The organism is Kitasatospora sp. NPDC087861 (assembly GCF_044742585.1).
In the GTDB taxonomy this organism is placed as follows: domain Bacteria; phylum Actinomycetota; class Actinomycetes; order Streptomycetales; family Streptomycetaceae; genus Kitasatospora.
In genome coordinates this window covers 22,064-44,014 of sequence record NZ_JBIUUS010000050.1, presented here as the reverse complement: position 1 = coordinate 44,014, position 21,951 = coordinate 22,064, and the positions used below count along the sequence as shown (strand labels likewise).

The 21,951-nt window shown below is 73.5% G+C and carries 25 protein-coding genes; 13 read left to right on the top strand and 12 right to left on the bottom strand.

The features are described from left to right. The 4 genes from ACIOJE_RS37470 to ACIOJE_RS37455 form a co-directional block, all read right to left on the bottom strand. Nucleotides 1-432, bottom strand: a 432-nt coding sequence (locus tag ACIOJE_RS37470; protein ID WP_400782739.1) for a phosphotransferase, incomplete at its 3' end; no start/stop codon positions are given. A gap of 221 nt (nucleotides 433-653) precedes the next feature. Next, nucleotides 654-854: a hypothetical protein gene (locus tag ACIOJE_RS37465; protein WP_400782737.1), complete on the bottom strand. Its 201-nt coding sequence runs from the start codon at nucleotides 852-854 to the stop codon at nucleotides 654-656. Then, on the bottom strand, nucleotides 851-1,057 hold the full coding sequence (locus tag ACIOJE_RS37460; RefSeq protein ID WP_280683323.1) for a hypothetical protein: 207 nt from the start codon (nucleotides 1,055-1,057) through the stop codon (nucleotides 851-853). The genes ACIOJE_RS37465 and ACIOJE_RS37460 overlap by 4 nt, the downstream gene beginning before the upstream one ends. Then, nucleotides 1,054-1,425, bottom strand: coding sequence for a hypothetical protein (locus ACIOJE_RS37455; RefSeq protein WP_400782734.1), 372 nt, complete (start codon nucleotides 1,423-1,425; stop codon nucleotides 1,054-1,056). The genes ACIOJE_RS37460 and ACIOJE_RS37455 overlap by 4 nt, the downstream gene beginning before the upstream one ends. A 90-nt stretch (nucleotides 1,426-1,515) precedes the next feature. Here ACIOJE_RS37455 and ACIOJE_RS37450 point away from each other — a divergent pair, with 90 nt between their 5' ends. Both ACIOJE_RS37450 and ACIOJE_RS37445 read left to right on the top strand, forming a co-directional pair. Beyond that, complete coding sequence (locus ACIOJE_RS37450; RefSeq protein WP_400782732.1) at nucleotides 1,516-1,815, top strand: Scr1 family TA system antitoxin-like transcriptional regulator; 300 nt, start codon at nucleotides 1,516-1,518, stop codon at nucleotides 1,813-1,815. Nucleotides 1,816-1,818: 3 nt separating this feature from the next. Continuing rightward, complete coding sequence (locus ACIOJE_RS37445; RefSeq protein ID WP_280683328.1) at nucleotides 1,819-2,028, top strand: DUF397 domain-containing protein; 210 nt, start codon at nucleotides 1,819-1,821, stop codon at nucleotides 2,026-2,028. Between the two features lie 141 nt (nucleotides 2,029-2,169). Here the strand turns inward: ACIOJE_RS37445 and ACIOJE_RS37440 are convergent, their stop codons facing one another. Continuing rightward, entirely contained in the window at nucleotides 2,170-2,439 is a 270-nt protein-coding gene (locus ACIOJE_RS37440; RefSeq protein WP_400782730.1) for a hypothetical protein, read from the bottom strand. A gap of 74 nt (nucleotides 2,440-2,513) precedes the next feature. Between ACIOJE_RS37440 and ACIOJE_RS37435 the strand changes: the two genes are divergently transcribed. From ACIOJE_RS37435 to ACIOJE_RS37420, 4 genes are all read left to right on the top strand, one after another. Next, nucleotides 2,514-3,542, top strand: coding sequence for a phosphotransferase family protein (locus ACIOJE_RS37435; RefSeq protein ID WP_400782727.1), 1,029 nt, complete (start codon nucleotides 2,514-2,516; stop codon nucleotides 3,540-3,542). Continuing rightward, on the top strand, nucleotides 3,542-4,753 hold the full coding sequence (locus ACIOJE_RS37430; RefSeq protein ID WP_400782726.1) for an acyl-CoA dehydrogenase family protein: 1,212 nt from the start codon (nucleotides 3,542-3,544) through the stop codon (nucleotides 4,751-4,753). Before ACIOJE_RS37435 ends, ACIOJE_RS37430 begins: the two co-directional genes overlap by 1 nt. 128 nt (nucleotides 4,754-4,881) lie before the next feature. Further along, nucleotides 4,882-5,109 (top strand): hypothetical protein, encoded by a 228-nt coding sequence (locus ACIOJE_RS37425; protein WP_280683356.1) that lies wholly within the window; start codon nucleotides 4,882-4,884, stop codon nucleotides 5,107-5,109. A gap of 84 nt (nucleotides 5,110-5,193) precedes the next feature. After that, complete coding sequence (locus ACIOJE_RS37420) at nucleotides 5,194-6,474, top strand: esterase (protein WP_280683358.1); 1,281 nt, start codon at nucleotides 5,194-5,196, stop codon at nucleotides 6,472-6,474. Here the strand turns inward: ACIOJE_RS37420 and ACIOJE_RS37415 are convergent, their stop codons facing one another. The 3 genes from ACIOJE_RS37415 to ACIOJE_RS37405 all read right to left on the bottom strand — a co-directional run bounded on the left by ACIOJE_RS37415 (nucleotide 6,475) and on the right by ACIOJE_RS37405 (nucleotide 9,061). Continuing rightward, nucleotides 6,475-7,446 carry an NADPH:quinone oxidoreductase family protein gene (locus ACIOJE_RS37415; RefSeq protein ID WP_400782723.1) on the bottom strand — a complete coding sequence of 324 codons (972 nt, stop codon included), beginning with the start codon at nucleotides 7,444-7,446 and terminating at the stop codon, nucleotides 6,475-6,477. Beyond that, nucleotides 7,443-8,228: an SDR family oxidoreductase gene (locus ACIOJE_RS37410; RefSeq protein ID WP_400782721.1), complete on the bottom strand. Its 786-nt coding sequence runs from the start codon at nucleotides 8,226-8,228 to the stop codon at nucleotides 7,443-7,445. Before ACIOJE_RS37410 ends, ACIOJE_RS37415 begins: the two co-directional genes overlap by 4 nt. 74 nt (nucleotides 8,229-8,302) lie before the next feature. Further along, nucleotides 8,303-9,061, bottom strand: a complete 759-nt coding sequence (locus tag ACIOJE_RS37405; protein ID WP_280683362.1) for an SDR family oxidoreductase — start codon at nucleotides 9,059-9,061, stop codon at nucleotides 8,303-8,305. Between the two features lie 156 nt (nucleotides 9,062-9,217). On the opposite strand from ACIOJE_RS37405, the gene ACIOJE_RS37400 reads away from it, so the two are divergent. Further along, nucleotides 9,218-9,847, top strand: a complete 630-nt coding sequence (locus ACIOJE_RS37400) for a TetR/AcrR family transcriptional regulator (RefSeq protein WP_280683364.1) — start codon at nucleotides 9,218-9,220, stop codon at nucleotides 9,845-9,847. Between the two features lie 159 nt (nucleotides 9,848-10,006). Here ACIOJE_RS37400 and ACIOJE_RS37395 read toward each other — a convergent pair whose 3' ends face one another. From ACIOJE_RS37395 to ACIOJE_RS37385, 3 genes are all read right to left on the bottom strand, one after another. Beyond that, on the bottom strand, nucleotides 10,007-11,080 hold the full coding sequence (locus tag ACIOJE_RS37395; protein WP_400782719.1) for a M14 family metallopeptidase: 1,074 nt from the start codon (nucleotides 11,078-11,080) through the stop codon (nucleotides 10,007-10,009). A 15-nt stretch (nucleotides 11,081-11,095) separates the two neighbouring features. Beyond that, nucleotides 11,096-11,425 (bottom strand): hypothetical protein, encoded by a 330-nt coding sequence (locus ACIOJE_RS37390; RefSeq protein WP_280683368.1) that lies wholly within the window; start codon nucleotides 11,423-11,425, stop codon nucleotides 11,096-11,098. A 125-nt stretch (nucleotides 11,426-11,550) separates the two neighbouring features. Then, on the bottom strand, nucleotides 11,551-12,294 hold the full coding sequence (locus ACIOJE_RS37385; protein ID WP_280683370.1) for a TetR/AcrR family transcriptional regulator: 744 nt from the start codon (nucleotides 12,292-12,294) through the stop codon (nucleotides 11,551-11,553). A gap of 213 nt (nucleotides 12,295-12,507) precedes the next feature. Here ACIOJE_RS37385 and ACIOJE_RS37380 point away from each other — a divergent pair, with 213 nt between their 5' ends. The 3 genes from ACIOJE_RS37380 (at nucleotide 12,508) to ACIOJE_RS37370 (ending at nucleotide 15,652) form a co-directional block, all read left to right on the top strand. Further along, nucleotides 12,508-13,137 carry a maleylpyruvate isomerase N-terminal domain-containing protein gene (locus tag ACIOJE_RS37380; RefSeq protein WP_400782716.1) on the top strand — a complete coding sequence of 210 codons (630 nt, stop codon included), beginning with the start codon at nucleotides 12,508-12,510 and terminating at the stop codon, nucleotides 13,135-13,137. A 74-nt stretch (nucleotides 13,138-13,211) separates the two neighbouring features. Continuing rightward, nucleotides 13,212-13,577, top strand: coding sequence for a hypothetical protein (locus ACIOJE_RS37375; protein WP_280683374.1), 366 nt, complete (start codon nucleotides 13,212-13,214; stop codon nucleotides 13,575-13,577). 239 nt (nucleotides 13,578-13,816) lie between these two features. Beyond that, nucleotides 13,817-15,652 (top strand): M1 family aminopeptidase, encoded by a 1,836-nt coding sequence (locus ACIOJE_RS37370; RefSeq protein WP_400782713.1) that lies wholly within the window; start codon nucleotides 13,817-13,819, stop codon nucleotides 15,650-15,652. Nucleotides 15,653-15,771: 119 nt separating this feature from the next. Here ACIOJE_RS37370 and ACIOJE_RS37365 read toward each other — a convergent pair whose 3' ends face one another. Beyond that, entirely contained in the window at nucleotides 15,772-16,650 is an 879-nt protein-coding gene (locus tag ACIOJE_RS37365; protein ID WP_400782711.1) for a lysozyme, read from the bottom strand. Between the two features lie 345 nt (nucleotides 16,651-16,995). Here ACIOJE_RS37365 and ACIOJE_RS37360 point away from each other — a divergent pair, with 345 nt between their 5' ends. The 3 genes from ACIOJE_RS37360 to ACIOJE_RS37350 all read left to right on the top strand — a co-directional run bounded on the left by ACIOJE_RS37360 (nucleotide 16,996) and on the right by ACIOJE_RS37350 (nucleotide 21,928). Continuing rightward, nucleotides 16,996-17,562: a GNAT family N-acetyltransferase gene (locus ACIOJE_RS37360; protein ID WP_400782709.1), complete on the top strand. Its 567-nt coding sequence runs from the start codon at nucleotides 16,996-16,998 to the stop codon at nucleotides 17,560-17,562. A 199-nt stretch (nucleotides 17,563-17,761) separates the two neighbouring features. Further along, nucleotides 17,762-19,510, top strand: coding sequence for a glycosyltransferase family 2 protein (locus ACIOJE_RS37355; protein WP_400782707.1), 1,749 nt, complete (start codon nucleotides 17,762-17,764; stop codon nucleotides 19,508-19,510). Nucleotides 19,511-19,669: 159 nt separating this feature from the next. Continuing rightward, nucleotides 19,670-21,928, top strand: a complete 2,259-nt coding sequence (locus tag ACIOJE_RS37350) for an acyltransferase family protein (protein WP_400782705.1) — start codon at nucleotides 19,670-19,672, stop codon at nucleotides 21,926-21,928. Nucleotides 21,929-21,951 lie beyond the last annotated feature (23 nt).

The window sequence follows — 21,951 nt, the reverse complement described above, 5'->3', positions numbered from 1 at the left end:
AATCGCGAGGAACGTCTCGACGTGGGAGGCGAGTTCGTCGGCCCACGGCTGTCCGGTCGCCGCCGCCCGCGCGGCGAGCTCGGGCCAGTCCCGTGACGTCGGATCCTCGATCGACACGTGGGTCCACGCGACGTCGAGCGCGTGGATGCGCGCGAGGATCTCACCGATATCGAACGCGTACGCCGCCGACACCGGTGCTTTGGGCACCGTTTCTCCCTCGACCCATCGGTGGACGAGCGTGTGGTGGCTGGCCGAGATCGGCTCCGGCATCGGGATGCCGGCGGCGAAGGCCGCCCGCTCGAACCTGAACACGTCCTCGACGTGGTAGGTCCAGCGGCGGTCGACGAGGTTCAACTCCTTCACCGCGAACGACCCTTGGTCGGTGTCGAGCCGGTACATCCGGTTGGCGAACCCGCCGTGGACGCGGATCATCGGCCTGATCGGCGCGCCGAGATGGGAAAGGTTCACCCACGCATGCTAGGGGCTGGCAGTTCATCGATGCACCGGACTTCCCGCGATGCATACGCACGATCACCGCCACGCCGACGAACGGACAACAGCCACTCAGGCCAACCCGACAAAGCGGGATGCCTCACCCAAGGCTGACGGAGCTGCCGCCGGCCGGGGTGCCCCGGCCGGCGGCAGCTCTGGAGTCAGGCGGCCGCGGGCGGCATGTGCAGGTAGGCCTGCGCGGACGTGAGGGTGTAGAAGCGCCTGATCCGGCGGGAGGAGCCCGGGACGCGCAGGTACTCGTGGCGCTCGCGGTCCCAGATTCCCCGGCACTCCAGGAGGAGGAAGTGCGGGCTCCGGGAGTCGATCAGGCGGACCTCGTGGTGGTCGGTCCGGGTGGTCATCGCGCGACCCCCTCGGCCGGTGTGGGCGTCTCGTTCCTGCGCACCCACGTCTCCGCCCGGTCGTAGGAGTAGAACCGCAGCGGCTCGGGGCGGGGCGGGAGGGCTTTCACCAGCTGGCCGGTCTGGTGGTCGCGGATGGCCCACACAGGGTACGAGGCGCCGTTGAGGGCGTCGGCGGGGATGATCGTGTAGCGGGTAGTCATCGGCGGGTCGCCACCTGGATGAACCCGGAGGCCTTCTCCACGCGCTCGGCGAACTCGTTGAACTCGCCCTCGATCGGCGAGATCGCCGCCTTGCTCGGGACCAGGATCGCGCCGGCCCGGTTGTCCAGGAGTCGCTGCAGGGCGGCCTGGAGCATGGGGCGCCGCTCCGGCCCCGGCGCGTCGACCTCGTCGTCGACGACGATCAGGGCGACGTCCCAGCGGAAGGCGTGCGCGTAGGCCTCGCACATGCGCAACTCCCGCTCGGGGAAGCCGGAATCGGTCTTGGCCAGGTAGATCACCACCTGGAGGCGATCGACGACCTCAACTCGGGGGGTGTGCAAGGTCTGCGAGGGTTTGCGGGTCTTCAACGTCCACTCCTCTCCGTAGTTCTGTGACTACCAGGAGTGCCCAATGTCCTCTAGGCTTGGCAACCGCTCAAGTGGAATTGGATGTGAGCGGTGAACCGCAAGGAGCTTGATCCGGCGTCATCTCCCCGCGAGTCCTTCGGGGCGTTGCTTCGAAGCTCACGCGCCCCGTTCAGCCTGGCTGAGCACGCCCCGTTCCGTGCGTTCGTCACTCTGTTGACGTTCGCCGACCGTTCTGTGGTCGGTTACACGGAATCTGCGGATCACGGCTTCGTGGTGAGGGAGGACAGGACTGTCAGGGCATGGGAAAGGGCCTACGATCGGTTGCGGGTGGAAGCACTGACCAGGGCTGCGTCCCTCGACCTGATTCACAAGGCCCGAAAGGAACTCTGACCCATGACCCGCCCAGACCTGTCCCGCGCTTCCTGGTTCAAGTCGTCGCACTCCGACAACGGCGGTTCCTGCGTAGAGGTCTCGGCTGACTTCCCTGGTGTCGCTCCCGTCCGCGACTCGAAGGATCCGGAAGGGCCGGCGCTCCTCTTCCCGATCGAGGCGTGGCAGTCCTTCGTGGCCGCGACCGTTGCCGGCGAGTTCGGCCCTATCTGATCCACGATCTGTCCGACGAGCCCCCGGGACCCCTGGGGATGCTGTTGGTTGATGCGGGGCGAAGCGCCGCGAAGTGGCGGCGGCGGCCCCTCGGGGGAGCGAGGGGCCGCCGGTCGAGCGACTGGGGACTACTCCGGACGACTACGGAGTGACGATCGGGCACCTTGGGTCGGGGAGGGTCGGCGTCTCGAAGACGCTGTCCGCCGCGGCCTGCGCGAAGTCCCCCGCCAGCGTGATCTTCCCGTCCTGCACCGCCCGGTCGAAGTTCCGCTTGAATCCGGGGACTTCGGCCAGTTCGTTGAGCGTGGCCCCGCGCGGGAAGTCGGCCCGCCCGGCTTCTCGCGCGTCAGGGCTGCTTGCGCGGCCGTCGCCGCCCCTCGGGTCCGGGGGCTCCTCGCGGGCGGGTGGCATTGACAGGGGGCGGCGTCCGGTTGAATGCTAAGCAAGCGCTTAGTCAACGAGGTCCCACCGCGAGGAGCCGCCCGATGCCCGAGATCCCCGCCGATCCGCCCGGCCTGGACCTGGCCCGCCTGCGCGCCCACCTGGACCGCGAGCTGCCCGGCACCGTCCAGGGCCCGCTGCGGGCCGAGCTCATCGAGGGGGGCCGCTCCAACCTCACGTACGTCCTCACCGACGGCGCCGCGCGCTGGGTGCTGCGCCGCCCACCCCTCGGGCACGTCCTCGCCACCGCGCACGACATGGGCCGTGAGCACCGCGTCATGACCGCGCTGCGCGACACCGGCGTGCCCGTCCCGCACACCCTGCTGCTCGACCCCGGTACGGACGTCCTCGGTGCCCCCTGGTACCTGATGGAGTGCGTCCCCGGCGTCGCGCACCGGGACGTCGCCCCGCTCGCCGCCCTCGGTGAGCAGCGCGTGCACGCCCTCGGCCTGCGGCTCGTCGACACCCTCGCCGTCCTGCACCGGATCGACCCGGCCGAGGTCGGCCTGGCCGACTTCGGCCGCCCCGAGGGCTACCTGGAGCGCCAGCTGCGCCGCTGGTCCAAGCAGCTCGCCGCGTCCCGCAGCCGCGAGCTGCCCGAGCTCGACCGGCTGCACGGGCTGCTCGCCGACCGGCTGCCCGCCTCCCCGGCGCCCGCGCTGGTGCACGGCGACTACCGCCTCGACAACGTGCTGGTGGACGACACCGATGCGATCGCCGCCGTGCTGGACTGGGAGATGTCCACCCTCGGCGACCCGCTGACCGACATCGGCCTGTTGGTGATGTACACCGAACTGGCCGGCGTCGGCGGCGGCATCATCCCCTCCGCCATGACCGCCCCGGGTTTCCCTAAGGCCGACGAAATCGTCTCGTACTACGCGGAATCGACAGGGCGTCAAGCAGAAGACCTCGACTGGTACGTCGCCTTCGCGTCCTTCAAGCTCGCCGCCGTCGCCGAGGGCATCCACTACCGCTACCAGCAGGGCCGTACCCTCGGTGCCGGCTTCGAGCGGGCCGGTGAGATGGCCCCGATCCTCGCCCGGCACGGCCTGAGTACCCTCAAGGAGAACTGATGGACTTCGCCTACGACGCCCGCACGAACGCGCTCCGCGAGCAGCTGCTGGCCTTCATGGACCGGCACGTGCACCCCGCCGAGGCCGTCCTGGCGGAACAACTCGCCGACCCCGCCCGCCCGTCCTGGAACGTCCCGCCCGTGGTCGCCGAACTCCAAACCGAGGCACGGAAGCAGGGCCTCTGGAACCTCTTCCTCCCGGGGGAGGGCGGCGCGGGCCTGACCAACCTGCAGTACGCCCCGCTCGCCGAGATCACCGGCCGCAGCCCGCAGTTGGCCCCGCCCGCGCTCAACTGCGCGGCCCCCGACACCGGCAACATGGAGCTGCTCGCCCAGTTCGGCACCGCCGAACAGCGCGAGCGCTGGCTGCGCCCGCTGCTCGACGCCGAGATCCGCTCCGCCTTCGCGATGACCGAACCCGAGGTCGCCTCCTCGGACGCCACCAACATCGCCACCCGGATCGAGCGTGACGGTGACGAGTACGTCGTCAACGGCCGCAAGTGGTACATCACCGGCGCGATGAACCCGCAGTGCCGGATCCTCATCGTCATGGGCAAGACCGACCCGGACGCCGAGCCGCACCGCCAGCAGAGCATGGTGCTCGTCCCGCGCGACACCCCCGGCGTCACCGTCAAGCGCGGCATGACGGTCTTCGGCTACGACGACGCGGACCACGGCGGCCACGCCGAGGTGCTGTTCGAGGACGTCCGCGTCCCGGTCGGCAACCTGATCGGCGAGGAGGGCGCGGGCTTCGCCATCGCCCAGGCCCGGCTCGGCCCCGGCCGGATCCACCACTGCATGCGCGCGATCGGCATCGCCGAGCGCGCCCTGGAGCTGATGTGCCGCCGGGTGAGCGGGCGGGTCGCCTTCGGTCGGCCGCTCGCCGAGCAGGGCGTGGTCCAGGACTGGATCGCCGAATCCCGGGTCCGGATCGAGCAGTTGCGGCTGCTGGTGCTCAAGACCGCCTGGTTGATGGACACCGTCGGCAACCGGGGCGCGCACACCGAGATCCAGGCGATCAAGATCGCGACCCCGCGCACCGTCGAGTGGATCCTCGACAAGGCCGTGCAGGCGTACGGCGCCGCGGGCGTCAGCCAGGACACCCCGCTCGCCCAGCTCTGGGCCGGCAACCGCACCCTGCGGCTGGCCGACGGCCCGGACGAGGTGCACAAGCGCTCGCTGGCCCGCCGGGAGCTGAAGCGGCACGCCTGAGTCCGGCGCGCCCGAGCGCGGTCCGGCCGACCCTGTGCGGCTGGCGCGACTGCGCCGCCGCCGGCCGATCAGGGGCGGTACAGAGCGGTTGGGCCGTCGGCTGGGCCTTCACCCTCGTCGCCTACTCGGTGCTGGTCGCCGTCCTGCCGCAGGCCTGGGCGTGGCGGGCGATGTTCTGGCTCGGCGTGCTGCCCGCCCTGCTGGTGCTCGCCCGCCGCCGGGGGATCGCCGACCCCACGGCCGACCAGCGGCGGCGGGAAACGGCGTCGCCGACGGAGATCTTCCGCCCCGGCCTGCCCCGCGACCCGGCCCCCGTCGCCTACCCCCAGGGGTCGTACCAGGGTACTCAGGGTTGATTTGGCTCCCCGGTATGACGGCTTCGGCCTGTCCCCGCCCGTACCGTCCTGCCAACGGATCGACGCGGGACGAGGAGAGACGGTATGAGCAGGCGGGGACGGGCCGTGGCAGCGGCGCTGCTGGCGGCGACGGCGGTGCTCGGGGTGGTCGGCGCGCCCGGGGCGGTGGCGGCGGTGCCGGAGGACGGCGGCACCGGGAAGCAGGCCCGGGCCTGGCTGCCGCAGCCCACCGGCCCGTACCCCGTCGGCACCACGACCCTGCACCTCACCGACCCGGGCCGGGAGTACCGCTGGAAGCCCGGGCAGCCCCGCGAGCTGATGATCAGCTTCTGGTATCCGACCGCCCGCCCCGCAACCGGAGCCGACCGCGCCCGGTACATGGAACCCGCCGCCGCCGAGCACTTCGGCAGCGCCGGGAGCGTCGGCCGCATGAACAACGGCTTCGAACCCGGCCGCACCGACTGGGCCGGCATCCGCACCCACGCCCGCACCGACGCGCCCGCCCTGCCCGGCGGCAAGCGTCCCGTCGTGTTCTACTCGGCCGGGCTCGGCGACCCGCGCACCTGGGGCACCGGCCTGGTCGAGGACCTCGCCTCGCGCGGCTACGTCGTCGTCACCATCGACCACACCTACGAGGCCTCCGAGGTCGCGTTCCCGAACGGGGACCTCGCCACCTCCGTCTTCCCCGACCTGCTCGGCCAGGCCGACCTCGACGTCGCCGACGTGCTGCGCACCTCACTGCGGACCAGGGTGGACGACACCCGCTTCGTGCTGGACGAACTCGGCGGGCTGCGCCACGACCCGCGGCTGCCGGCCGGCCTCGCCGCCTCGCTCGACCTCGACCGGATCGGCATGGCCGGCCACTCGGCGGGCGGCTTCACCGCGGTGCAGGCGATGCACGACGACCCGCGGATCGCGGCCGCCGTCAACCTGGACGGCCAACTGCACTTCCCCGGGCCGGACGGTCACACCGGGGTGGTCCTGCCCACCGTCGCCCAGGACGGGCTGGACCGCCCGTTCCTGCTGATGGGCACCCGCAACGAGGACTCCGGGGACTACCACCACCAGCCCGGCTGGGACGCCCTCTGGCAGCACAGCACCGGCTGGCACGCCGACGTCACGCTGAACGACTCCCGGCACGGCTCCTACACCGACGCGCAGTCCCTGCTGCCACAGCTCGCCCGGCAGGGTGCGATCACCCCCGAGCAGCTGGGCAGGGACGTGGGCGACGGCCGCCCCGACCGGGCGGTGCTGGCCACCCGGTCGTACGTCGCGTCCTTCTTCGACCGCTGGCTGCGCGGGCACGACGATCACCTGCTGGACGGGCCCTCGCCGCGCTTCCCGGAGATGGAGTACGCGAGGTAGCTACTCCCCGAGGACGGCGATCCGGCCGGTGCTGCGCCCGTCGGCGACCAACTGGACGGCCTCGGCGGCCCCGGCCAGCGGCACCCGGGCGCTCACCAGCGGGCGGACCACGCCCTGGCCGGCGAGCCCGGTCAGCTCGTCGTGGGCGGCGCGGACGGCCTGCGGGTCGTGGGTGTTGTAGAGGCCCCAGTGCAGGCCGAGGATGGCGTAGTTCTTCACCAGGGCGTGGTTGAGGGCCGGCGCCGGGATCCGCCCGGCGGCGAAGCCGACCACCACGATCCGGCCCTCGAAGGCCACGCACTTGGTGGAGCCGGTGTAGGCGTCCCCGCCGACCGGGTCGAAGACCACGTCCGCGCCGCGCCCGCCGGTGAACTCCTTGACGGCGGCGACGAAGTCCCCGGCCGTCCGGTCCACCACCAAGTCGGCGCCCAGCGCCCGGGCCGCCGCGGCCTTGGCCGGACCGCCGACCACGGCGACCACCCTGGCCCCGGCGGCCCGGCCCAGCTGGACCGCCGCGCTCCCGACCCCACCCGCCGCCGCGTGCACCAGCAGCGTCTCACCGGCCCGCAGCCGGGCCCGGCGGTGCAGGGCGAACCAGGCCGTCTGGTAGCCGATGTGCAGCGCGGCCGCCTCGGCGTCGTCCAGCGCCTCGGGCGCCGGGAAGGCGGCCGCCGCGTCCAGCAGCGCGTACTCGGCGAAGGCGCCGTGCGGCAGCACCGGGTTGCCGATCAGCCGCTCGCCCCGCCGGGCGCCGTCCGCCACCTCGCCGCACAGCTCCACGCCGGGCGTGAACGGCAGCGGCGGGCGGACCTGGTACTGGCCGCGCACCATCAGCGCGTCCGGGAAGTTGACCGCCGCGGCCCGCACCCGGACCAGCAGCTGCCCCGGCCCGGGCACCGGCCGGGGCACGTCCTCGGCCGGCCGCATCACCTCGGCCGGCTCGCCGAGCGCGTCCACCTGCCAGGCCCTCATAGCGCCCCGCTCCTCTCCAGCCCCTGCTGGAGCCGGTTCACCCCGGCGAGCCAGCGGTCCGGTTCGGTGGCCCGGACCCGGTAGTACTCGGCGACCTCGGGGTGCGGCAGGATCAGGAAGCGGCCGTCGCGCAGCCCGGCCAGCGCGGCCGCGGCGACGTCCTCGGCGTCCAGCGCGGTGGGCGCGAGCAGCGCCTCGCCGACCGCGCCGGTCGAGGCGAGCATGTCGGTGCGCACGCCCTGCGGGCAGAGCGCGTGCACCCGGAGGCCGCGGTGGCGGTAGGTCGCGGACAGCCACTCGGCGAAGGCGAGCGCGCCGTGCTTGCTGACCGCGTACGGGGCCGAGCCGAGCATGGTGAGCAGCCCGGCCGCGGAGACGGTGGCGAGGAAGCGGCCGCCGCCGCGCTCCAGCCAGCGGGGGAGGAGCAGCTCGGCGGCCCGGACGTGGGCGAGGACGTTGACCTCCCAGGCGCTCGCCCAGGCGGCGGCGGGCGCGTCGGCCCCGCCGATCGGGGCGACGCCCGCGTTGGCGCACCACACGTCGATCTCGCCGAGCGCGGCCCGGGCCTGCCCGACCAGGGCGGCCAGGCCCTCGGCGGAGGCGGCGTCCCCGGGGGCGGCGGTGCCGCCGCAGTCCTCGGCCACGGCGTGGGCGGCGTCGGCGTCCAGGTCATTGACCACGATCCGGGCGCCGGCCGCGGCGAACGCCCGGGCCAGGGCGGCGCCGATGCCGCGCCCGCCGCCGGTCACCACCACGCCTTGGCCGGTGAAGTCCTCGGGCACTGGCGCGCCTTGGCCGGTGAAGTCCTCGGGCACTGGCGCGCTGGTTTCCGGCGCGCCGGCCGCCGGCACGCCGCTCACAGGCCGCCGCCGAGGGTGACTCCGCCGTCCACGACCAGGGTCTGGCCGGTGATCCAGGCGGCGTCCGCGGAGAGCAGGAAGGCGACCGCGCCCGCGACGTCCTCGGGCACGCCGAGCCGGCCGAGCGGGTAGGCGGCGGCGACCTGCTCCTCCCGGCCCTCGTACAGGGCCTCGGCGAACCTGGTCTTGACCACGGCGGGGGCGACGGCGTTGACCCGGATGCCCTGGGCGCCCAGCTCGGCGCCGAGCTCGGTGGTGAGCCGGATCAGCGCCGCCTTGCTGACCCCGTACATGCCGATCCCGAGCGAGGAGCGGATGCCCGCGACGGAGGCCACGTTGACCACCGAGCCGCCGTGCTCGCCCATCCAGGCGGCGTGCGCGCGGCGGGTCCAGGCCAGCGGGGCCAGGACGTTGACGGCGAGGATCTTGGCGGCGGCGGCCTCGTCGGTGTCGAGGACCGGGCCGTACACCGGGTTGATGCCGGTGTTGTTGACCAGGTGGTCGAGCCGGCCGAAGGCCTCCAGGGTGCGGGCAACCGCCTCCTCCTGGTGGGCCGGGTCGTCGCTCTTGCCGGCGACGGCGATGGCGTTGTCCGGCCCGCCCAGGTCGCGCACGGCCTCGGCGAGCGGCTCGGGGTTGCGGGCGGTCAGGCAGACCTTGGCGCCGCGGGCGACCAGCTCGCGCGCGATGCCGAGGCCGATGCCCCGGCTCGATCCGGTGACGACGGCCACCCGGCCCTTGAAGGAGTACGCCACGGAGGGTCCTGCCTTTCGCGCGGAACGTTCGACGGGGATGCCGGTTCACCGGCTGACTAAGCGCTTGCTCAGCATGGTGTCGGTGCGGGAGCCTGTCAACAGTCCGCCGACCGGTCGGCGGGAATGTGTGTACGAGTTCTCTGGGAGGATGGCGCCATGACCAGCACGCCCATCGCCGACCTCTGGCGCACCCTGCCCGACGGTGCCGACACCCGCCCCGAGGCGGCGTACCGGCTGCTCCAGGCGGCCGTCGAGTCGTTCGCGGAGCGTGGCTTCCACGCCACCACCACCCGGGACATCGCCACCGCCGCCGGGATGAGCCCGGCCGCGCTGTACATCCACTACCAGTCCAAGGCCGGGCTGCTGGCCGAGATCAGCCAGGCCGGGCACGCGGCCACGCTGGAGCTGGTCCGGGGGGCGGCGGCCGGCGAGGGCGACCCGGCGGAGCGGATGCGTCGGCTGGTCGAGGAGTTCACCGCCTGGCACGCCCGGGCCCGTACGGTCGGCCGGGTGGTCAACTACGAGCTGCACGCGCTGCCCGAGGACGCCTACGCGGTGGTCGCGGCGCTGCGGCTGGACATCGAGCGCGAGGTCAGCGCGCTGATCGAGGCGGGGGTGGCGGACGGCGCCTTCCAGGTGTCCGAGGTCCGGACGGCGGCCCGTGCGGTCACCTCGCTGGGCATCGACGTCTCCCGCTGGTACACCGACCGGTCCACCGAGACGCCCGATGAACTCGGGCGCCGCTACGGCGAGTTGGTCCTCAGAATGCTCGGCGCCCGGGTCTGATCGCCCAGGTCTGAGGCGCAGCCCGGGTCTGAGGCGCAGCCCGGGTCCGAGGCGCAGCTCAGGTCCGAGGCGCCCGGCTCGGGCGGCACGGTACGGCGTGGGGCGCCCGCCACGACAGGTCGCGGCGGACGCCCTGCTGCCGGGCGATGGTCGGGGTGGTCAGGTCGTGGCCAGGCAGAACGCCACGAGTCCCGCGTCCACGTCGAGGACGATGTTCCGCATCTCCGCCCACGGCGGGTGGAAGGCGGTGCCCCACTCGACGGTGAAGCCGAGCACCTTGCCCTGGTCGCCGTCGACGAAGTGCCGGGAGAAGACGTAGTCGTCGCTGGTCCCGCTGGTCGGGTAGAGGTGGAACCCGGTCAGCGGCTTGTAGGGGCGTCCGCGCACGCCGCCGACGCCCTGGCAGAACCGCTCGGCGAGCAGCGCGGCGTTGTCGGCGTCGGTCTTGGGGATGTACTCGGCGTACGCGACGTCGCCCGGCAGGCCGCGCTTGCCGTCGTACTGGGCGTTGCCGAAGTTCATCGTCGGGTCGATCGACTGGTTGTCGTCGTCGCCCCAGTTGTAGAGCATGTCCTCGGAGTAGCTGTGCACGTCGACGAACCAGCCGGTGCGCGGGTACTGGTCCAGCAGCCAGCGGACGTTGCGGGTCTCCGGCTCCGAGAAGGCGCTCGGGCCCGCGTAGACCTGCGGGTCGCACGGGCTGGCCGAGACCTGCGGGGTGGCGGTCGGGGCGAAGGCGGTGGCGAAGTCGAAGAGGAAGTCGTAGTTGCGGTTGAGGTCGACGCCGACGCAGTTCGGGTCGGCACTTCCACCGGAGTTGGCCGGGTCGCGGTTCTTGCGCCACATCGGGTCGACGGTCTGGCTGTGCAGCCGGCCGTCCGGGTTGACCAGCGGGAAGAACACCAGGTCCAGCCGCTGGAGCAGACCGCCGACCTGGTCGGCGGTGAACGTGGTGCCGCCGTAGCCGAGGCCGGTGCCGTTCTGGTGGGCCTCCAGCAGGTCGGCGGCGAGATGGACGAGGATCTCGCAACTGCCCCACTCGCGGGCGTGTACGCCGCCGATCATCATCACGCAGGCCCTGGGGGTCCCGGCGGGGACGCCGATCTGCAGGGCGTGCGCGGTGCGGCCCTCGATCGAGGGCTCGGGCAGGGTGAGCAGGTGGGAGGTGGTGGGGTACGCGGTGGCCAGGCTGGTCAGGGCGGACTCCACCTCGGTGATGTTCAGGTACGGCATGGCGTTCCTCCCCGGTCAGCCGGCGAGCTTGGCGGCCAGGCCGTGCGGGACGGCGTCGGCGGGGGCGAACCGGTCGCCGGTGCCGACCTCGGCCTGGGCGGCGCGCCCGGCCTCGCTGGCGTTCCCGATCCGGGTGACCGAGACGCCCTCGCGTTCGAGGCCAGCGACCCGGTCGTCCGGGACGTAGGCGTCGATGCTGATGCGCCCGTCCGGTTCGACGTGCGGACGGCCGCCGGTGTCGGGACGGGTCTCGCGCAGCAGCGCGAGCAGGGTGTCCGCGTCCTTGGCGGTCACGCGGAGCCGGAGGATGTCGTGCCGGGGTGGGGTGGGTGAGGGAGCGGACATGGCGACCTCTTCCGGGCGCCGTCGGGCGCGCGCCCCGGCCGGTCACGCCTCAGCGATCGCGGCCCGTGACGTGGGTGGCGGCGCCGTGCTGATGAGCGGATACGTCCGACGTGTACCTCGTATCCTCAGGATGCGCCGTCGCCGTAGAAGGCGTCAAGGGGCGCCTCGGGCACCAGGTCCAGCAGGCTGTCCAGGCCGGTCAGCAGCTCGGCCTCGGGGTCGAAGTCGGCGAACCGGGGGACCAGCGCGCGCAGCCGGGGGTAGTCGGCGGCGGACAGCCGGTGCAGGCCCAAACGCAGGACCGGGTCCGGTTCCGCCAGGTTGTCGACCACCTGGCGCTTGTCCACCAGGAGGCAGCCGAGGTTCCACGCGACGAAGGCGCGGTAGACGGTCAGCGCGGTGGCGTCGTCGAAGCCGGCCCGTCCGAGCACCGCGAGGAGGTGCTCGGTGAGTACGAGCATCGACGGGGGCCGGCGCGCCACCGGCACGCTGAGCGGCCGGGTCGCGACCAGCGGAAGGATCTCCGGGTGGGAGTGCGCCACGGCGGCGAACGCCCGGGCGATCCGGCGCAGTTCGGTGCGCCAGGCGGGCTCGTCCGGCCGGTCGCCGGATCCTTTCGCGGGGGTGTCGGCGGTGGTGCGCAGCCGTGCGTTGATCTCGGTGAAGAAGGCCTCGATCAGGCCGTCGAGCAGGGCTTCCTTGCCGGGGGTGTAGCGGTAGAGGGCCATCGACTCCACGCCGAGTTCGGCCGCCAGCCGCCGCATGGTCAGCGCGGCCAGGCCCTCGCGGTCCACCAGCGCCACGGCGGCGTCGAGCACCAGCGGGCGACTCAGGCGTCCCCGCTTCGCCGGGCCGTCCTGCTCAGCCACGTCCGGACTCCTCCGCTTCGGTGCCGACACCGTCGGGCCGCGTCTGAGCGGTCAGGCGGATACACCACCAGGATACAAGGGACGATTCCAGCGTAAACGTACGTAAGCGGGCTTGGGTGGGCGCTCGGGGACGTCGGGCGGGGGTGGCCGCCGGTCCTCGACCACCGGCGGGTAGCGTGGCAGCCCGATGAGCCGCCGTTCCGAGGAGGACCGATGATCAGTCAGAACGACTCCGTGCCAGCCCTGTTGGCCGAGGCCTGGGCCTCCTGGGCGGAGCGCGGCGCGACCCTGGATGCCGCGTCGTGGGACCTCGCCACCCGACTGCCCGGCTGGAGCGTCCGGGAGCTGTACGCGCACGTGGCACCGGTGCCGGCGATGTTCGCCGGGTTGCGCGAGGCCGTGGTGGACGGCCCGGCCGAGGTGACCAGCGGGGCCGGTATCCTGCGGGCCTACAACCGGCCGGACGGCATCGCGCACACCGCCGCCGGGCAGGTCGCCGAGGCGGCGAAACTGGCGGCCTCGGCAGCCGAACCCGCCGAGCTGATCGCTCGGTTCGGGGTCGAGGGCCCGGCCGCCCTGGCCGGCATCGCCGACCTGCCGCCCGCCACCACGGTGGCCCACCCGCTGCTCGGCAGCGTGACGGTCGGCGCGCTCGGCGAGGTGGCGCTGATGGAGGCGACCGTCCACCTGCTCGACCTGATCGCGGCGGTCGGTGGCCCGCCTCCGGCCGACGGCGCCCTGCGGGCGACCCGTGCCCTGCTGGTCGAGGTGGCCGATCCGGTGGCCTTCATCGAGGCGGCGGCGGGTCGCGGCACCGGGGCGGTGCTGCCGGTCATCCGCTGACCCGAGACCCCGCCTGCCGAGGCCGGGCGTATCATCTGGCCGAGGCCACAACGGGGGAACCGGGGGAACGGTCGATGGTCGACATCGCATGGTGGATGCTGCCCGCAGCCCTGTACGGCGGCGGTTGGGTCGCCAACAATGCCCGTCGGGCGCTGAAGGTCCGGCACGAGCGCAGGATCGAGCTGCTCGACGCGGCCGAGCGCCGCCGGCTGTCCGTGGAGGCGGCCCAGCGCCCGCCGGAGCCGGTCTGCGGCTGCACCCACCACCTGGCCAAGCACGACAGGCAGGGCCGCTGCCACGAGGTGGTCGAGGCCCCCACCGCATGGGATGCCGAGCGCCGCCCGCTCCAGTACGAGCCGCGCCCCTGCAACTGCCAGCAGTACATCGGCCCCGAGCCCCTGAACACGGTCTTCGCGCCGGAGCTCACCGACCCGCGCTGACCGGCACCGGCCCCTGGCGTCGGCTCGCCGCGCGGGGCCGCCCTCGCAGGCGGGGCGGCGGTTCGGGTCGCCCGATCCTCCCTTCCTCTCTTTCCTCTCCGGTGGCCCGGTGGTGCGCGGGAGCGCGTGGTGCCGGGCTGGGGGGTTCGATCGGTGGCGGAGCATCTGTCATGGCCCTTTCAAAGAGGGGGCTTTGCTGTCACGCTGCTGCTCCCGGTTCGATCGTCCGAGAGGTTTCGATGAAAAGACTCCTGCACGCGCTGGCCGGCGCGGCACTGTTCGTCACGGCCGGCGCCGCGGCCCTCGCCACCCCCAATGTGGCGAGCGCCGCGGACTGCACGGCGGCCCAGGTCGTGGCCAACGGCGGCTTCGAGTCCGGCACTTCGCCCTGGACCGCGCCGAGCGGCGCGATCACCGGCGGTGGCGGTCAGAGTGCGCACTCCGGCGCCTCCTTCGCCTGGCTCGACGGCTACGGCTCCACGCACACCGAGACGCTCTCCCAGTCCGTCACCCTCCCCGCCGGGTGCGGCGCCGCCTCGCTGGGCTTCTGGTTGCACGTCGACACGGCGGAGACCAGCACCAGCACCGCCTACGACAAACTGGCCGTCGGACTCGGCTCCACCACGGTGGCCACGTACTCGAACCTGGACGCCCAGGCCGGTTACGTGCACAAGACCGTCGACGTCTCCGCCTTCGCGGGGCAGACCGTGACGCTCTCCTTCACCGGGGCGGAGGACTCCAGCCTGCAGACCAGGTTCGTCCTGGACGACGTCACCCTGGACGTCTCCGGCGGCACCACCCCGCCGCAGCCCGGCGATCCCACCCGGACCCCGGCCGCACCCGCCTACACCGTCGACCTCAGCAGTGACGCCTCCGGCGGCAGTTGGACCGGCCACGAGAGCGTGACCTTCACCAACGCCTCGGCCGCCCCGCTGAACGAGGTGTACCTGCGGCTGTGGGACAACTACCACGGCAGTTGCCCCAGCACCCCGATCACCGTGACCAAGGTGACGGGCGGGACGCCGTCCGCGCTCTCGGTGAACTGCACCGCGCTGCGGATCGCGCTGCCGGCGCCGCTCGCCCAGGGGCAGAGCGGTACGGTCGGCTTCGACCTCGGCATCACCGTGCCGAGCGGCGCTGACCGGTTCGGCCGCGACGGGGCGTTCGCCTTCATCGGCAACGCCCTGCCGGTGCTGGCGGTCCGGGACGCGGCCGGCTGGCACCTCGACCCGTACACCAACAACGGTGAGTCCTTCTACTCGCTGGCCTCGGACTTCACCGTCACGCTGGACCACCCGTCGAGCCTGCTGGTGCCGGCCACCGGCACCTCGGTGGACACCCCCGGCAGTGCCGGACGGACCGTCACCAGGGCGACCGCGAGCAAGGTGCGCGACTTCGCCTGGGGCGCCGGGCCGTTCACGCGGATATCCGGCACCTCGCCGGCCGGGGTGAAGGTCAACGTCTACTCGGTGGCGGGGATCAGCGCCGCCGACGCCCAGTCGATGCTCTCCACCGCCGTCTCGGCCGTCGACGCGCACGCCCAGCGCTTCGGGGCCTACCCGTACGGGGAGTTGGACGCGGTGATCGACAACAACTTCTGGTTCGGCGGCATGGAGTACCCCGGCTTCGTCCTCGACCTGGTCAGCACCACGGCGCTCACCCACGAGATCGGCCACCAGTGGTTCTACGGCATCGTGGGCGACGACGAGTACAACGGCCCCTGGCTGGACGAGGCCTTCACCGACTACGCCACCGACCTCGCCCTCGGCAAGACCGGCTCCGGCTGCTGGAACAGCGTGTCCTGGGCCTCGTCCGCCGAGCGGATCACCAACTCGATGACGTACTGGGACGCCAACTCCTCGCGCTACTCCACGGTGGTGTACGGCTACGGCAAGTGCGCCCTGCACGACCTGCGCCGCCTGCTCGGCGACACCGCCATGGCCAAGCTGCTACGGGACTACGCGCAGTCCCACTGGTACGGCGTCTCCACCACCGCTGAGTTCAAGGCCGCCGCGCAGGCCGCCACCACCGTCGACCTGACCTCCTTCTGGAGCCAGCACCGCATCGACGGCTGAGCGCAGCCGCACGGCACGCGCCGACCCCGGCCCCCGGACCGGGGTCGGCGCCCTTGACTCCGCGCGGGGTCGGTCGGTGCGGGGCACGCTGCGGCGGCCCCGCACCGACCCGTGGGCCGTCAGCCGAGGGCGAGTGCGCGCAGGCGGTCGGCGGCGCCGTTGAACAGGTCCTGGTCGCCGGGGAAGGTGCCGGAGTCGGAGTACTGCCAGATGGTCTGGTAGCCCCAGCCGTTCGGGAGGGTGCCGACGGTGGAGCCGTAACGGGCTAGCCAGAGCGGGTTGGTGGCGCCGAAGCCGCCGTTGTCGCCGGTGCACTGGGACCACCAGTTGACGGTGGTGTAGATGGTCGGGTAGCGGCCGGTGCGGGCGTGGACGGTGTCGCTGAAGGAGCGGATCCAGCTGACCATGGCGCTCTGGCTGAGGCCGTAGCAGGTGGCGCCGTAGGGGTTGTACTCGATGTCGAGGGCGGGTGGCAGGGTCCTGCCGTCGGCGGACCAGCCGCCGCCGTGGTCGACGAGGTAGTTGGCCTGGGTGGCGCCGGAGGAGCTGTTCGGCAGGGCGAAGTGGTAGGCGCCGCGGATCAGTCCGGCGTTGTAGGAGCCGTTGTACTGCTGGGCGAAGTACGGGTTGACGTAGCCGGTGCCCTCGGTGGCCTTGACGTAGGCGAAGCGCGCGCCGTTGGCGGCCGCGCCCGACCAGTTGACGTTGCCCTGGTAGCTGGAGACGTCCAGGCCGGGGGTCTGGGTGGCGGCGAGGGCGGCGAGGGGCGCGGTGCCCGACCGCCCCTCGTGTGCCGCGACGGTGGAGCCGGCGAAGTCGCGGTCGGGGTGGAAGGCCGCCCGGCCCTCGACGACGGGGGCGACGGGTGCGGGTTCGGCCGCGTAGGCCGGGGCGGTGGCGCCGGCTACCAGGGCGGCGGCGGCGAGCGCGGCCACGGCGGGCAGTCGGCGGCGGGTCGTGGTTCCGGTGGTGCCGGCGGAGCGGGAAGTGCGGGGCATGAACACTCCTCTGGTCCGTGCTGGTGGGCCCAAGGGGCCTGGGACGGCCGGGGGTTGGTCCGGCCGGGGAGCAGAGTAGCCATGTACCCGCCAGCGTCGCCAGGTGTCCCCGACCACTTCCTGAACCTCCGTCACGGGTGGACGGCCGCCGTCGCGCGCCCCGGCGTCGCCGCGCGGGCGGGGGTGCGAAGACGGAGCCGGGGCCCGTATCCGCAGGTCCCGCGCCTCGGGGCCGGTCCGCGCGCTGTGGCACGATGCCCGCAGGCCGGTCAGCAGGGACGGCCCGCGCCACGCCGCAGGCATCGAGCGGCGGGCGGCGCCCGTGCACGCAGAGAGGGACCCGCCATGTCCGAGACCATCCCCAGCCCCGCCCGGCCCGCCGGGGAACCCGTCTTCCGCCCCGCCACCCTCGCCGACGTACCGGCCCTGGTCGAGCTGGTCGAGTCCGCCTACCGCGGCGACGCCAGCCGGGCCGGCTGGACCACCGAGGCGGACCTGCTGGAGGGGCAGCGCACCGACGCCGAGGGCGTCGCCGAGGTCATCGGCCGCTCCGACGGGGTCCTGCTGGTGGCCGAGCGAGACGGCGAGCTGGTCGCCTGCTGCCAGCTTGAGCACCGCGGGGACCGCGCCTACTTCGGCATGTTCTCGGTGCGCCCCGGCCTGCAGGGCGGCGGGCTCGGCCGGGTGGTGCTCGCCGAGGCCGAGCGGGTGGCCGGCCGGGAGTGGGGCGTCGACGAGCTGGAGATGACCGTCATCGAGCAGCGGTCCGACCTGATCGCCTGGTACGAGCGGCGCGGCTTCCGCCGGACCGGGGTCTACACCCCGTTCCCGTACGGCGACGAGCGCTTCGGCGTCCCGCTGCGCCCCGACCTGCGGTTCGAGAAGCTGACGAAGGTGCTGAAGGAGGCATGATCAGCGGGCTGCGGGCGGGCGGTGCTCGGGATCGGATCCGTGATCGCTGGACGGTCGGTCGGTACGTGATGCCACGTCAAGTCACTGACCAGGGCCGATGCGGAGATGTCATACCTCGTTCATGATTGGTCTAGGCCAATGTGAGAGGCTGAGGGCGAACGGCCACGTTCCGTCCCATGCCCAGGGGGGCCATTTCCGCATGCCCGTACTCCATGGCACCGCCATGCCCGCACCCGACACCGGTTCGCGCCGGATACCCGAGGACCCGGTCCTCCGCCTCCCCAGCCCGCCCGACGACGAGGAGCTCTACTGGTACTTCGGCCCGCAGCGCCGCTGGGTGCTGCTCTGTGCCACCCTCTCCTACGCGGGAGCCACCGCCACCCTCGGCCTGTTCGCCCTCAGCCGGCCGCTGCTCTGGCCCTTCCTCGTGCTCACCGTGCTCAACGCGGCCACCTGGCTGCTCTCGCTCGCCGACGGCCAGCGCGCCCGCCGCTTCACCCGCGACTCGCACGACCTGCTGATGCGGGCCTGGCGGCCCGCCCGCCACCCGAGCGTCGACCTGCTGCTGCCGACCGCCGGCGAACCGCTGGCCGTCCTGGAGAACGCCTACCGCCACACGGCCGCCGTCCGGTGGCCCGGCGAGCTGACCGTCCTGGTCCTCGACGACGCCGCCCGCCCCGAGGTGCGCGAACTCGCCGAGTCCTACGGCTTCCGGTACCGCGCCCGCCCCGACCGCGGCCGGTTCAAGAAGGCCGGCAACCTCAACCACGGCCTGGCCGAGGGCAGCGGCGAGGTCATCGCCGTCCTCGACGCCGACTTCTGCCCCCGCCCCGACTTCCTGCACCACCTGGTGCCCTACCTCGACAACCCCGAGGTCGGCATCGTGCAGAGCCCGCAGTGCTTCGACACGGACGCCGACATGTCCTGGCTCGAACGCGCCGCGGGAGCCACCCAGGAGATCTTCTACCGCTGGATCCAGCCCTCCCGGGACGCGCAGGACGGCACCGTCTGCTGCGGCACCAACGCCCTCTACCGCCGCGCCGCACTCATGCGCGTCGGCGGCTTCGCCGAGATCGACCACAGCGAGGACCTCTACACCGGCCTCTCGCTCGCCCGCGCCGGGTGGACCACCCGGTACGTGCCCGCCCTGGTCGCCAAGGGTATGTCGCCCACCGGCCTGCCCGCCTTCATCAGCCAGCAGTACCGCTGGTGCCTCGGCTCCCTGGCGCTCGTCCGTGACCCGGACTTCCGCCGCGGATCGGAAAGGCCTGACCGGCGGACCCTGTCCCGCTCCGCCCGGCTCTGCTTCTGGAACGGCATCCTCGGCTACGTCACCAGTGCGGTGAACGTCTTCGCCGTCCCGCTGCCCGCCCTGATCATGCTGTTCTTCGCCCCCGGCGAGATCGAGCCCTGGCAGGTGCTGCCGTTCCTGCCGCCGATCTGGGTCTCGCTCGTCCTGCTGCCCGCGATGTCGCGCACCCGCTGGCGCTTCGAGGTCACCCGGGTCCAACTCCTCGGCGGGCTCTGCCACGTGGTCGCGATCGCGCACGCGCTGCGCCGCCGCAGTGCCGACTGGGTGCCCACCGGCGCCGTGTCGGGCGGCAGTTCGCTCGCCCGGACGGTCGCCCGGATCGGGGTCGGCTGGCTGGGGTTCGTCGTCCTCGCAGGCGTCGCCGGACTCGTCCGCGCCGTCGCGCTGTACGGCTGGCAGCCGTACTGGGCGCTCACCGCGCTGCTCGCGCTCACCGCGTACACCATGATCCCGCTGGTCCGGTCGCTCTGGCCGCTCCTGCGCGGCGGCAACGGAGCCGCCGTGGGCGAGGTCGCCCCGCCCGTACGACGCCGGTCCGACCTGGGCTTCGGCCACGCGGAGGCCGTCGCCGTCACCGCGGTGCTGCTGCTCTGCGGTCTGCTGGCGTCCGGCTGGGCCGATCCGCTGATCTTCTGAACCCCGATTCTCCGCTGCTGAGGTGACTGACAGTCAACTCAGCTGGATCCTCCCCTGTTTCCTTGCGCGTCGCCCCACCGGCGCGGACTCCGCCGCCCGGCCGCCCCATCGGCCCGGCGGCCCCGACCACCGCCGCCAGCCCCTGCAAGGAGCACCGCCGTGTCAACGGCCGTACCACCACCGTCGTCGCCGTCCTCATCCGCCGCCTCTTCTGTCGCCGCTGCCTCCGTCTCCGTCTCCGCCTCTGCCTCCGTCGACTCCTCCGCTCCGTCCGAACTGCTGCCCGGTGTCGTCCGGGTGGACCGGCCGGCCGCGCCCGAGCGGCGCCCCGCCGCGGACGCCGTCGCGCCGTCGCAGGCCGGCCGTCGCTCCGCCTTCCGTCCCGACATCGAAGGACTGCGCGGCGTCGCCGTCCTCGCCGTCCTCGCCTACCACGCCGCCGTTCCCGGCCTCGCCGGCGGCTACGTCGGCGTCGACGTCTTCTTCGTCATCTCCGGCTTCCTCATCACCGGCCTGCTGCTCGGCCGACCGATCGGCCTGTGGGACTTCGCCGCCCGCCGGGCCCGCCGCATCCTGCCCGCCGCCGCCACCGTCCTGGTCGCCACCGCGGCCGCCGGCGGCGCGCTGCTCGACCCGCTGCGCGGCACCGACCTCGCCCGCGACCTGATCGCCGCCGCCGGGCAGTTCGCGAACTGGCGCTTCGTCGGCCAGCAGACCGACTACCTGGCCGCCGGACGCGACCCGAGTCCGCTCCAGCACTTCTGGTCGCTCGGTGTGGAGAACCAGTTCTACCTGCTCTGGGGCGTCCTGCTGCTCGGCCTCGCCCGCTACCTGCACGGCCGCCGCCGCACCATCGCGATCACGATCGCCACCACGGCCATCGGCGCGGTCTCGCTCCTGCTGTGCGTCCGGTGGACGGCGACCTCGGCGCCGCTCGCCTACTTCTCCACCGCCAGCCGGCTCTGGGAGTTCGCGGCCGGCGCGTGCGCGGCGCTGCTCGGCGGCCCGCTGACCAACCGTGCCCTGGCCGGCCGCGAGCTGGCCAACCGTGCCCTGGCCGGCCGCGCACCGGGCGGCCGCGAGCGGGGGCGCGGGACGGCCTGGACGCTGCGGGTGCTCGGCTGGGGCGGCGCCGCGGCCGTCCTCGGATCGGTCCTGTCCTACGACCGCGACACCCCCTTCCCCGGCACCGCCGCGCTGCTGCCCGTCCTCGGCACCGCCGCCGTCCTGCTCGCCGGGCCCGCCCACCGCGCGCTCGGCGCCACCGACGTCGGACGCCTCCTCGCCACCCGCCCGCTGCGGGCCGCCGGGCGCCTCTCGTACGCCTGGTACCTCTGGCACTGGCCGGTGCTGACCATCGCCCAGGCCCGGTACGGCGCCCTGCCCTGGACCACCCTGGCCGCGCTCGCCGCCGCCAGCGCGCTGCCCGCCTGGCTCACCATGCGGCTCGTCGAGCAGCCGCTGCGGTACGGCAGCAGCCCGGCGCCGCGCCGGGGCCTCGCGGTCGGCGCCAGCGCCCTCGTCATTCCGCTGATCGCGGCCCTCACCCTCGGCGGCGGCACCGTCCGGGCCCTCGGCGGCACCGCCGACGCACCCGTCGCCGCCCCGGCCGGGGCCCCGTCCGGCCCCGCCCTGCTCGCCCCCGGCGCCCGGGTGCTCGGCCTGACCCCCTCGCTGGCCCGCGCCCGGGAGGACTTCCCGCCCGGCAAGGGCTGCGAGATCGCGCTCAACGCCGACAGCAGCCCGCGCTGCCTGTTCGGCGCCGAGGACAGCCCCGACCGGATCGTGCTGATCGGCGACTCGCACGCCGGCCAGTGGATATCGGCCGCACTCGCGATGGCCGGGCAACGGCACTGGGCCCTGGAGGTCCTGGTCAAGCCCGGCTGCCCGCTCGCCACCTTGACCGTGCGCAACAACGTCCTCGGCCGCACCTTCGAGGAGTGCGACCGCTGGCGCGAGAACTCCCTGACCCGGCTCACCTCCGGCCCCAGACCGCGCCTCGTCCTGATGGCCGGGCTCAACCGCTACGGCAGCCAGGAGGAACGCGTCCAGGGCTGGACCCGCACCCTCGACCGCCTCGCCGCGCTCGGGGCCCCGCTCGCCTACCTCGGCGACACCCCGATGCCCGGCAAGGACATCCCGACCTGCCTCGCCGCCTCCGACGGCCGCTCGGACGCCTGCTTCTTCCCGCGCGACACCGCCTTCGAACCGGACCCGATGCTCGACGGCGGCCTCGCCGCGCGCTACGGCGTCCGCACCCTCGACCTCGGCCCGCTGCTGTGCCCGGGCAGCGGTCCGGACTGCCCGGCGGTGCTGGAGGGCGTGGTGCTGTACCGCGACACCGGCCACATCACCGACACCCTGGCCCGGGTGCTGGCGCCGCGGCTGGACAAGGGGCTCCTGGAGGCGGCCGGGTAGGGCCGGCCCGCTGTTTCGGCCGC